This window comes from Micromonospora sp. NPDC049089, from assembly GCF_040648775.1.
In the GTDB taxonomy this organism is placed as follows: domain Bacteria; phylum Actinomycetota; class Actinomycetes; order Mycobacteriales; family Micromonosporaceae; genus Micromonospora.
Window position 1 is genome coordinate 1 of sequence record NZ_JBEZEH010000230.1, and the last position, 10,922, is coordinate 10,922.

The 10,922-nt window shown below is 74.6% G+C and carries 9 protein-coding genes and 1 pseudogene; 1 reads left to right on the forward strand and 9 read right to left on the reverse strand.

Going from position 1 to position 10,922, the window contains the following annotated elements; all coding sequences use genetic code 11:
* The 6 genes and pseudogenes from AB0B48_RS28740 to AB0B48_RS28765 all read right to left on the reverse strand — a co-directional run.
* Positions 1 to 98 (reverse strand): annotated as a pseudogene (locus AB0B48_RS28740) (transglycosylase domain-containing protein); the annotation flags it as partial.
* A 39-nt stretch (positions 99 to 137) separates the two neighbouring features.
* Positions 138 to 1,424, reverse strand: a complete 1,287-nt coding sequence (gene serS, locus AB0B48_RS28745) for a serine--tRNA ligase (RefSeq protein WP_357206938.1) — start codon at positions 1,422 to 1,424, stop codon at positions 138 to 140.
* Positions 1,425 to 1,465: 41 nt separating this feature from the next.
* Entirely contained in the window at positions 1,466 to 2,593 is a 1,128-nt protein-coding gene (locus AB0B48_RS28750; RefSeq protein ID WP_357206940.1) for a MerR family transcriptional regulator, read from the reverse strand.
* A gap of 25 nt (positions 2,594 to 2,618) precedes the next feature.
* Entirely contained in the window at positions 2,619 to 3,800 is a 1,182-nt protein-coding gene (locus AB0B48_RS28755; protein WP_357206942.1) for a saccharopine dehydrogenase NADP-binding domain-containing protein, read from the reverse strand.
* Positions 3,801 to 3,850: 50 nt separating this feature from the next.
* Positions 3,851 to 4,999 carry an alcohol dehydrogenase catalytic domain-containing protein gene (locus AB0B48_RS28760; RefSeq protein ID WP_357206944.1) on the reverse strand — a complete coding sequence of 383 codons (1,149 nt, stop codon included), beginning with the start codon at positions 4,997 to 4,999 and terminating at the stop codon, positions 3,851 to 3,853.
* The gene (locus tag AB0B48_RS28765) at positions 4,996 to 5,544 is read right to left on the reverse strand and encodes a hypothetical protein (protein WP_357206946.1); all 549 of its coding nucleotides are present in this window, start codon (positions 5,542 to 5,544) and stop codon (positions 4,996 to 4,998) included. Before AB0B48_RS28765 ends, AB0B48_RS28760 begins: the two co-directional genes overlap by 4 nt.
* Positions 5,545 to 5,689: 145 nt before the next feature.
* On the opposite strand from AB0B48_RS28765, the gene AB0B48_RS28770 reads away from it, so the two are divergent.
* On the forward strand, positions 5,690 to 8,536 hold the full coding sequence (locus AB0B48_RS28770) for a LuxR C-terminal-related transcriptional regulator (protein WP_357206948.1): 2,847 nt from the start codon (positions 5,690 to 5,692) through the stop codon (positions 8,534 to 8,536).
* Positions 8,537 to 8,541: 5 nt separating this feature from the next.
* Here the strand turns inward: AB0B48_RS28770 and AB0B48_RS28775 are convergent, their stop codons facing one another.
* The 3 genes from AB0B48_RS28775 to AB0B48_RS28785 all read right to left on the reverse strand — a co-directional run bounded on the left by AB0B48_RS28775 (position 8,542) and on the right by AB0B48_RS28785 (position 10,367).
* The gene (locus AB0B48_RS28775) at positions 8,542 to 9,090 is read right to left on the reverse strand and encodes a DsbA family protein (protein WP_091409221.1); all 549 of its coding nucleotides are present in this window, start codon (positions 9,088 to 9,090) and stop codon (positions 8,542 to 8,544) included.
* Entirely contained in the window at positions 9,087 to 9,584 is a 498-nt protein-coding gene (locus AB0B48_RS28780; RefSeq protein WP_357206951.1) for a redoxin domain-containing protein, read from the reverse strand. Before AB0B48_RS28780 ends, AB0B48_RS28775 begins: the two co-directional genes overlap by 4 nt.
* Before the next feature lie 96 nt (positions 9,585 to 9,680).
* Positions 9,681 to 10,367 (reverse strand): BON domain-containing protein, encoded by a 687-nt coding sequence (locus AB0B48_RS28785; protein ID WP_357206953.1) that lies wholly within the window; start codon positions 10,365 to 10,367, stop codon positions 9,681 to 9,683.
* Between the last annotated feature and the right edge of the window lie 555 nt (positions 10,368 to 10,922).

Genomic DNA, 10,922 nt, shown 5'->3' on the forward strand with positions numbered 1-10,922 from the left:
CTGGGTTCTGGCTGCTTGATCAGAGCCGCGAGGACGGCACCCTCGGCCGGGTTGAGCTTGCTCACCGACTTGCCGAAGTAGGTCTGCGCTGCGGCGTCCGCACCGGCCCCGCCGCCGTCGACCGCTTCGGGGGCCGGCTAGCGCAGAGGGGTCAGACGGTCGGTGCCCAGGCGGTCCTGAAGGACCTTCGGGACCAGGACGCTGCCGTCGGCCTGCTGATTCTGTTCCAGAATGGCCGGGAAGAGCCGGCTGGTGGCCAGTGCCGACCCGTTGAGGGTGTGCACGAAGCGGGTCTGCTTGCCGCCCGGCTCGCGGTAACGGATGGCCGCGCGACGCGCCTGGTAGTCGCCGGCCCAGGAGACCGACGACACCTCCTTGTACTTGCCAGTGCTCGGCATCCACACCTCGATGTCGAGGGTCTTCTTCATCGAGGCGCTGGCGTCACCGGCCGAGAGCAGCGTGCGCTGGTAGTGCAGTCCCAGCCCTTCGACCAGGCTCTCGGCATGGGCGAGCATCTCCTCCAGCGCCGCGTCGGCCTGCTCCGGCAGGGTGAACTGGAAGATCTCCACCTTGTTGAACTGGTGCCCCCGCACCGTGCCGCGCTCGTCCGAGTGCGAGCCGGCGGACTCCCGCCGGTAGCAGGGGGTGTACGCGAACGCCTTCAGCGGCAGCTTCGGGGTCTCCAGGATCTCGTCCTGGTACGCGCCGAGGATCGCCGTCTCCGACGTGGGCAGCAGGAACTGGCCGCGCGGGGCGGACGCCGAGTCCAGGTGGTAGACGTCGTCGTAGAACTTGGGGAACTGCCCGGCGGCGAAGCCGGCCGAATCCAGCAGCAGGTGCGGCGGGAGCAGGAACTCGTAGCCGGCCTTGATGTGCTGGTCGACGAAGTAGTTGAGCAGCGCCCACTCCAGCCGGGCGCCGACTCCGGTGTAGATCCAGAAACCAGACCCACCGAGCTTGACCCCGCGCTCGTAGTCGACCAGGCCCAACGCGCGGCTCAGCTCCACGTGGTCGCGGACCTTCTCGATCACCGGCGGCTCACCGAAGGTCTTCACCACCCGGTTGGCTTCCTTGCCGCCGGCCACCACGTCGTCGCTGGGCAGGTTGGGCAGCTCACTCATCGCGTCGCGCAGCCGGGCCTGCACCTCGTCCAGCTGGGACTCCAGCTCGGCGAGCTGCTTACGCTCCGCCTCCGGTGCGGCGGCCTGCGGCTCCTCGCCGGCCCGCAACGCCAGCGCGTACGCCCGGGCCTCGGCCTTGCGGCGCTGCCGCTCGGCGTCGATCTCCGTGATCAGGGCGCGGCGTTCCTGGTCGAGCCGCTGGATCTCGTCCAGGGCACGGGTGACCTCGGCGGGATCCAGACGCTTCGCCAGCGCGGTCGCCACCGCCTCGCGATCCTTCCGGATCAACTCCATGTCGAGCATGCTGCTCCGTACGCCTCCGTCCGGGGTTCACTGGTGAACCATCAGATGCTACCGTCGCGGCCCTCTCGGCCCGGGACGGGGAGGTTCTCCAGCCGGATCGGCATCAGCACCGAGTAGGTGTCGGCGTCATCGGGTCGGCGTACGGCCAGCGGTGCGATCGGCCCATCCAGCTCCAGCACCAGTTGCGGCGCGCCGGCCGCGTTCAGCGCGTCCAGCAGGTAATCGCCGTCCACCCCGACCCGCAGCGCGTCGGTGCCCAGGTCGGCGGCGGGAAGCAGCCGCAGCCCGCCCTGGTCGTCGACGCCGAGCACGGTGACCGGCCGGGTCGTGCCGTCGTGGTCGAGGGCGACAGTGGGTGCCGCCGGGTCGGCCAGCGCGGCGCGCAGCGCTGCCACGTCCACCGGGATCCGGCGCGCGGTCGGCCGCTCACCGACGGACTTACGCAACAGGCGGTGGTAGTCCGGGAAGTCGTACGGCAGGGCGGCGGCGGTCAGCGTGCGGTCGGCCACCCGCACCCGCAGGTCCGTGCCCGCCACTGTCAGCCGTACCGGCCAGGTGTCGCCGGTGTCGAGCAGCGGCCGGAGCTGGTCGACGAGGGCGACCGGCAGGAACACCCGCACGGGCGGCCCGTCGACGTCGGCCCCGGCCCGAGCCAGCGCGAGCCGGTACCGGTCGGTGGCGACGAGCCGGACGCCGTCGGACTCCACGTCGAACAGCACCCCGGCCAGCATCGGCAGCTCCGGATCGACGCCGACGGCGAAGCGCACCGCGTCGAGCGCTGCGGCCAGGGCGGTGGGGGTGACCAGGAGAGTGGTGGCGGTCGGCGGGGCCGGGTCCACCAGGGCGCGGAGCCGGTCGACCTCGCGGCGGGCGTCGCTGAGCCCGTCGGCCAGCCGACGCAGGTGCGCGTCGAGCAGGTGGTGCACCACCGCCGGCTCGGCGCGAACCGCGGCGGCGATCTCCGGCACCGGCATGCCGATCCGACGCAGCCCGGCCACCAGCCGGGCCGGGGCGATCTGGCCCTCGGTGTACCAGCGGTAGCCGGTCACCGGGTCGACCAGGGTCGGCTCCAGCACCCCCGCCGAGTCGTAGAAGCGCAGTGCGCTGACGGTCAGGCCGCTGGCTCGGGCCAGCTCGCCGATGCTGTGCAGGTCACTCACGCTGGGCATCCTGCCCCCTCGACCCGGTCGAGGGTCAAGCCGAACGCTCCAGCACCCGGAAGGTGAGGCCGGCCCGGACGAGCCGGTCGAGCAGCGCGTCACCCATCGCGGCGACCGGGGTGAGCTGACCGGCGGTCGACGGCAGCTCGTCGAGCGCCAGGCACAGCGCCGACTCGGCGAGCATCTTCGCCGTCTCGTCGTAGCCGGGGTCACCGCCGGCGACCTCGGTAAGCACCCGCTGCCCGCCGCCGGTGCCGACGAACCGGACCCGGAACCAGGACGACGCTCGTTGCTCCGCGGTGGGCCCCTGCCCCGACGCGAGCCGGCCGAGCAGCCAGCGTCGGCTGGGCGGCAGCTTCACCAGCCCGATCAGCGCGCCGAGCCCGGCCGCGCCGGCCAGCACGGTGGGCAGCCGCTTCACGGCGGCGAAGTGCCGGTAGCGGAAGTCCGGGCCGTACTCCGGGCGGGCCGCTGCCGAGCGGCGGACCACCTGCGGGTCGATGGTCGGCAACGGCACGGTCCAGATGCCCAGCTCCGCCGAGCGGGCCAGCCGGCCGGGCACCGCCCGGACGCGCCGGTCGGTGGGGCGCGGCTCGACCGCCCGGCGGTCCCGGGCGGCCTGGCTGGCCTGCCCGGTACGGGAGAACGCGGTGAGCGCCGAGTGGTAGGTGCCGGCGGAGAACCGACCGCCGGCCCGCACGTACCCGTCCACTGTGATCGGGACGTCGGTGGGCAGCTGCTTGACGGTGAACCAGACGCCCAGGTCGTGCGGGATGGAGTCGAACCCGCAGGCGTGCACCAGCCGCGCGCCGGTGCGTGCCGCCTCGGCGTGGTGACGCACGTACATGAGGTCGACGAACTCCGGCTCCCCGGTGATGTCCAGGTAGTCGGTGCCGGCCCGGGCGCACGCCCCGACCAGCGGCTCCCCGTGGTGGATGTACGGGCCGACAGTGCTCGCCACCACCCGGGCGCTCTCCGCCACCACCCGCAGGGACTCGGCGTCGGTCACGTCGGCGGTGAGCAGCGGCAGGTCGGCCAGGCTCGGGTTGATCGCGGCGAGCCGGTCCCGGACGGCGGCGAGGCGCTGCGGGTTGCGCCCGGCCAACGCCCAGCGCAGTTCGGCCGGCGCGTGCCGGGCCAGGTATTCGGCGGTCAGGCCGCCGGTGAACCCGGTCGCTCCGAACAGCACCACGTCGTACGTTCGCTCGCCAGTCATCCTCAGAGTCTGCCATTCGTGGTCGCCGATCAGCGATCACGAGGAAGCGGTCACGGCGTGAACACGGCACGTACGCAGCCGTCGGCCCGGTCCCGGAACAGCGCGTACCCCTCGGGGCCCTGCGCCAACGGCAGCCGGTGGGTGGCCAGGTGTTCGGTCCGCAGCTCGTCGCGGGCCATCCGGTCCAGCAGCATCGGCACGTCCCGCAGATCCGGCCGACCGGCGCCGCGCAGCGTGAGCCGCCGTTCGGTCAGCGCGCCCAGCGGGAACGCGTCGACGAACCCGCCCGTCGCGCCGAGCACCACCACCACACCGCTCTTGCGGCACGCGTGCACGGCCTCACGTAGCGCGTCCGGTCGGTCGGCGTGCTGGCCACCGAACCGGTCGGTCCTCGACCGGGCCGGCGGCGTGCCGACCGCCACCACGCACACGTCCGGCCCGCGCCCACCGCTACGGTCGCGCAGTTCCGCCGCGACGTCGGTGTGGCGGTAGTCGAGCGGCTCGGCGTCGGAGTGCCGCTCGGCCATCCGCAGCCGCTGCTCGTGCCGGTCCACGACCAGCACCCGGGCAGCCCCGCGCAGCACCGCCGCCCGGGCGGTCACCTGACCCACCGCCCCGGCGCCCCAGATCGCCACCACGTCGCCGGGACGCACCGCACCCAACTCGGCCGCGAGCCACCCGGTCGGCGCCACGTCCGCCGCGAACACCGCCCGGTCGTCGGCGACGGCGTCCGGCACCCGGAAGGCGCTCACATCGGCGTACGGCACCCGCACGTACTCGGCGTGGCCGCCCGCGAAACCGCCCGCCGCCCGGGGCCGCCCGAAACAGCCTGCGTCGGAGCGGGTCCAGTCGGGGTCGGCGCTGGGCAGGTCGGCGTGGGCGTTGTCGCAGCAGGAGTGCAGGCCCTGACGGCAGTACCAGCAGCCGCCGCAGGCCACGCTCGCACCGACCACCACCCGGTCGCCGGATCGGTGTCGGCGGACCCCGGGACCGACCTCGACCACCTCGCCCAGGAACTCCGCGCCGAGCACCTCGCCGGGCCGCAGCAGCGGGTGCCGGCCGGCCAGCAGCGGCAGGTCACCGCCGCAGGTGGCGCTGCGCCGAACCCGGACGATGACGTCACGCTCGTTGCGCAGCTCCGGGTCGGGGACCTCGCGTACGGCCAGTTCGCCGGCGGCCATCCAACAGAGCGCTCTCACCCGGGGACCTCGGGGCGGTCCAGCGCCGAGCGGTCCGCGCGGAGCACCTCACCGGCCTCCACCCGTTGCTTGATCTGGCGCAGGGTACGGCGGACCAGCAGACCCGGGTCGTCGCCGACGACGTGCGCGGCGAGCCCGGTGGGCGGTGTGACGCCGGCCAGCGGTCGGGCGGCCAGTTCGGTGCCCCGGTCACCGGGCGCCGGGCGCACCCGCACCTCGACCGCCCCGTCCAGGCGGCGCAGCGGCTCCGGCCAGCGGCCCTCCGGCAGCACCTGCTCCGGCGGCCGGTCGACGGTCACCACCTCCCACCGGGCCGACGCTTCGGCGTCGCCGTCCGCGCCGTGCCGGCCACGTGCTGCGGCGTCGCCGTCCGCGCCGTGCCGGCCACGTGCTGCGGCGTCGCCGTCCGCGCCGTGCCGGCCACGTGCTGCGGCGTCACCGTCCGCGCCAGGCCGGCCACCCCGGCGGGGTACGCGCAGCAGCCGCGCCGCCCCGGCCAGCGCCGCCCCACCGAGGGCGGGTCCCGCCCGCACCAGCCGTCCCATCGGTACCACCCGTCCTCCCGGGTTCACGTCCCCCGATCGTCGGTCGCACCCGGGTGAAGCGCGCTCGCCCGGAAGGGGTGAACCGGCCCGTGCCGGGTAACCGCTCGCCGACCGGGGGCGGAGCGCGTGGTGGGGGTGGGGCTGGGTGCCGGAACAGGATCACGTACGGGTCGAACCGGCATCGGGGCCACCGCTGTTGGCGTCCCGGCTGACGCCGGCCGTGCCGCCGGAGCCGGTGGTCGCCCGGCCCCGCCTGCTGCGCCGGTTGGACGAGGGCAGCGCGGGACCGGTCACCCTGGTCGCCGCTCCCGCCGGCTGGGGCAAGACCACCCTGCTCGCGTCCTGGACACGGCTGGGCGGCGCACCGCCCGACGTGGAGCCGGGCGGGACGGTGCCGGACTCCGGTGACCTGTCGGTCTCGTCGGCTGACGTCCCGGTCTCGGCGTGGATGTCGGTGGAGGCCGGCGACGACTCCGACCGGCTCTGGGCGTACCTCGCCGCGGCGCTGCGTTCGGCGACCGGGGCGACGGAGGACGGCCCGGTGCCCGACCGGCCGCCCCGCCCCGACCAACTGGAGGCGCTGGCCGCCATGCTCGCCGCCGCCGACCGGCCGGTGCTGCTGATCCTGGACGACCTGCACCGGGTCGCCGACCCGGCGGCGTTGACCGGCCTGGAGTTCCTGCTGCGGCACGCCGGGCGGCGGCTCCGTCTGGTGATCGGCGCGCGGGCCGGACTGCACCTGCCACTGCACCGGCTCCGTCTCGCCGGCGAGCTGACCGAGATCGGCCCGGACGAGCTGGCCTTCACCGACGACGAGGTGGCCGACCTGCTCACCGCCCACGCCGCCGCGCTGCCGGCGACCGCGGTGCGCCGGCTGCGGGAGCGCACCGGCGGCTGGCCGGCCGCGCTGCGCATCGCCGCCCTCGCGGTACGCGGACAGTCCGACCCGGAACGCTGGGTGGGGCAGTTCGGCGGAGACCACCCGGAGATCGCCGGCTACCTGCGCGAGGAGGTGCTGGCGACGCTCGACCCGGCCGAGGAGGAGCTGCTGCGCCGTACCGCAGTCGTCGACACCATCTGCGCCGACCTGGCCGAGGCGCTGACCGGCCGCGCCGACGCCGGGCAGGTGCTGGCCGACCTGGCCGGGACCGGTGGTCTGCTGCACCGGGAGGACACCCGGCCGCCCTGGTACCGGTACGACTCCCTGCTCGCCGAGCTGCTCCGCGCCGACCTCGCCCGGTTGCCAGTCGACGAGCTACGCGACCTGCACGTCCGGGCCGCCGACTGGTACGCGGGTGACGGGCGGCCCGCCGACGCTCTGCGGCACGCCCTGGCCGCCGGCCGCTGGGACCTGGCCGGTGATCTGTTCGTCGCGAACTGGCCGGAGCTGACTCGCTACGACCGGGACCCGGTGCAGGCCCCGGCACCCACCCCGCCGCCGGCGGAGGTGATCCGGGCCGACCCGGAGGTGGCGCTGGCCTGCGCCGCCGAGCGCGCGTACGCCGGTGACCTGCCGGCCGCCACCGGTCACCTGCGGGCCGCCGCCGGGCACGCCGCAGGGCTGCCGGTGCCGCGCCGGGACCGGTTCCTGCGGTTGGTCACCGCGCTGGAGCTGACAGTGGCCCGGCTCGCCGACGACCGCACCGAGGCCCGGGCCGCCGCCGCTCGCCTGCTGCGCACCCGCCCGGCGGACGCCACGCCCACCGGGCTGCCGACGGGGGCTTCCAGTTCCGCCCCGACGGCCGGTGGCGGCGGCGCCGCCGACGACCTGGACCTGCGGGCGTTCACCGGTACCGCGCTGGGGCTGGTCGAGTTGGCCGACGGGGCGCTGCCCACCGCCCGGTTCGTGCGGGCCCGGGCGGCCGCGCGGGAAGCCGGCCGGCCGCGCACCGAGCTGGTCGCCGCAAGCCGCGCCGCGCTGCTGCTCGCGGTGCGCGGCGAGCTGCGGGCAGCCGAGCAGGCGGCCAGGGAGGCGCTCGGCATGCCGCCCTGTCGGGGCTGGTCCTGTCGGCTCGACTGCGGCCACGCGTACCTGGCTCTCGCCGTGGTGGCACTGCTGCGCGACCAGCCCGAGGAGGCCGCCGCGAACCTCGCCCTCGCCGTCGGGGCGCTCGACGTCACGCACGGCTGGACCGGCGACCCCTCCCTGGGTGGCGACTGGCTGGCTGGTGCCTCCGACGAGCCGGTGGCGGCGGCGGTGGCCGCGCTGTGCCGGGCACAGCTACGCCGCGACTCCGGCGACCCGGCGACCGGCCAGCGGCTGCTCGTCCAGGCCCGGGAGGCACTGGCCGACCGACCGTCCGCCGATGAGCTGACCGGCCTGCTGCGGGCCGCCGAGGCCGAACTGCGGGCCGCGCGGGGCGACCTGGACTCCGCCCGCGACCTGCTGGCCGACGCCACCGACGAGGGGGCCGACCCGGTGCTCGCCGTGACGTTGGCGAAGGTGCAGCTGCGGGCCGGTGACGCCGCCATCGCCGAGCGGACCCTGCCGGACTGGCAGGCGCCGGCCGCCACGGCCTGGCCGCTACCGGTACGCCTGGACGCCGGTCTGCTCGACGCGGTGCTGGCCCAGCGGGCCGGGGACGGGCGTCGGGCGGGTCGGATCCTGGAGCAGACGCTGAGCCTGGCCGGCCCGCAGGGCTGCCGCAGGGTCTTCACCCGCGCCGAACCACCGGTACGGGACCTGCTGGCCGCGCACCTGGACGCGGGCACCGCGCACTTCACGCTGGTCAGTGACCTGGTGCGGGGCGCGGGACAGGGCGCCGTCGGGCCGACCGCCGGGCCGGGGGGCGCGCTCGACGAGCCGCTCACCGAACGGGAGCTGACCATTCTGCGCTACCTGCAGAGCATCCTGTCCAACGTGGAGATCGCCGCCGAGTTGTCCCTCTCGGTCAACACCGTCAAGACCCACGTCCGCAACATCTACCGGAAACTCGACGCGACCCGCCGGCGCGAGGCGGTCCGGCGGGCGCGCGAGCTGCGTCTGATCTGAGCGGGTCAGGCGTTGGCGGCGGCATCCGCTGCCGTCAGCAGGTCGGGCAGGTCGTACCCGCCGTCGTGCCTGATGCCGTTCACGAACAGGGTCGGGGTGCCGTTCACCCCGCTGCGGATGCCCCCCACGAAGTCCCGACGCACCCGGTCCGCGTGCGCACGGTTCTCCACCTCGGCGTTCAACTCGTCCGGCGGCAAGCCGACCTGCTCGACGCCGAGCGAGAGGTGCACCGGGTCGAGCTGGTCCTGATGCTCGTAGAGCCAGTCGTGCATCTCCCAGAACCGGCCCCGGACCCCGGCGGCCTCGGCCGTCTCGGCGGCCCGTTCGGCGTACGGGTGCACGTTGGCGATCGGGAAGTAGCGGTAGACCAGCCGTACGGTGTCGGCCCGCTGCCGCAGCAACTCGTGCAGGTTCGGGTACGCGGCACCGCAGAACTGGCACTGGAAGTCGCCGTACTCGACGATGGTCACCGCCGCGTCGGCCGGCCCCCGGATGTGGTCGTCGGTGGTCACCGGGTCTCGAAGTCGGGCGGTGACCTGCAGTGGCGTGCTCATCGGGCCATCACCTTCCGATCGGCGGCGAGTTGGTCCAGCGCGTCGAAGATTCCGTCGGCGCCGGGGTTGACGTCGGGCGGCGACAGGTAGCTCCAGGTCACCGTCCCCGCCGGGTCCAGCACCACGAGCGCGCGGGCCGCCTCACCGTTGGGCATGTACGCGCCGTAGCGGCGGGCCACCTCGCCCTTGGGCTCGAAGTCGGCCAGCAGGGGAAACTCGATGCCCCGGCTCTCCGCGAACGCCCGGTGTGACCAGATGTTGTCCACCGACAGGCCGAGCACGACCGCCTGGTACTGGGCGAAGACGGGTGCCGCCGACTGGTAGAGCGACATCTGGTCACCGCAGACCGGGCTCCAGTCGGCGGGGTAGAAGGCGAGCACGACCGGCCGGCCACGGAACTGCTCGGGCCCCAGCAGGGCCCCGTCCGGGGTGGCCGGCAGGGTGAAACCGGGTGCGGTGCGCCCCGGTTGGATCAGCCCGTTCGGATCACTCATGCCACCAGCCTGCTCCCGGGGTGGGTGAGACGGGCTCACCCGCCCCGGGTGGTTCCGCGCCCGTTCAGCGCCCGCTCAATGGGGCGCAGCGCCCGCTCAGCGCAGCACCGGGGCGACCGCGATGTGGTTCTGCACCTCCCGGATGCCCGGTGCGGACCAGGCCACCTGCTCGACCTCGGCCCGTTCGGGCATCGAGTGCACCAACCCGGCGAGGATCACGGTGTCGCCGTGCACCCGGACGTTGATCCGTTCGGCCTCGGTCGCTCCGGCCCGGGCGAGGGCGTCGACGATCCGGTCGGCCAGGTTGCGGGCGTCCGGCGCGCTGGCCGGTCTTACGGTGATGCCGTTGCTCACCCCGCGTACGCCGGTCAGCCGGGCCACAGCGCGTTCGGCCGCCCGCCGTTGGTACTCCCACTCGACGTCGCCGTGCAGCGTCACCCAGCCGGCGGAGACGGTGACCTGAAGCTTCTCGATGGGTACGAACGCGTCCCACTCCAGCCCGTGGCTGGCGGCGGCGGCCAGGTCGCTGTCGGCGCGCTCGGTGCCGTTGGTGAGCTGCACGGCCAGGTCGTTCGCGACCGCCCGGACCGAGGCGACCCGGTGGGTGGCTCGTTCGGCGGCCCACTTCTTGGCGTAGCTGTCCACGCGGCCGGTCAGGGTGACGACGCCCTCGGCGACGGTGACGCCGATCTCGTGCGGCTGCACCCGTGGTTCCCAGGTCAGCTCGTCGAGCACGGCGGACTGGATGTCCTGGTCGGTACGACTGATCTCCGCGATGGCCATCTGTCCCTCCTCCGCTGTTCCGATGGCGGACCGGGTGCTGGCCGCGGCCGAAGGTCCGCCGTGCTGCGATCCTGCCGCCGCCCCGGGTGAGCCGTCCTCGCCCGGACCGGGTGACGGAGGGGCCCGACCTGGGCGGGGCGGGTGGGGGAGCGCGTCGAACATCGATGATGGGAGCGCTTCCAAAGCGAGCTGCTTTCGGTTACGGTAATCGCATTCCTCGATTGCGGGAGCCGTCGCGTCGGGTGGTGGAGCCAGGGCAGCTCTACCCGTCTCGTCGTCGTGCTCGTCCCCCGGGCCACGGCGGCAGCCAGGTGATCGACCCCGTCCCCCGGGGCCGATCCCGAGAGGAACCGCCCTTGCGCAGATCAGTCCGGCGACCCCCACCGGCTCCGACGTCCACTTCGGCCTGCCACCGACCGACGGCCTCCGAGTACCGCGCCGACAACCACCCAGACCTGCCGTCGGCACGGGCGCGAACCACCGAGCAGGTGATCCGGACGGGACCCCGGATCACCACCCATGCACCGGTCCGCCGGGCCGCCTGAGGGGTCCGGC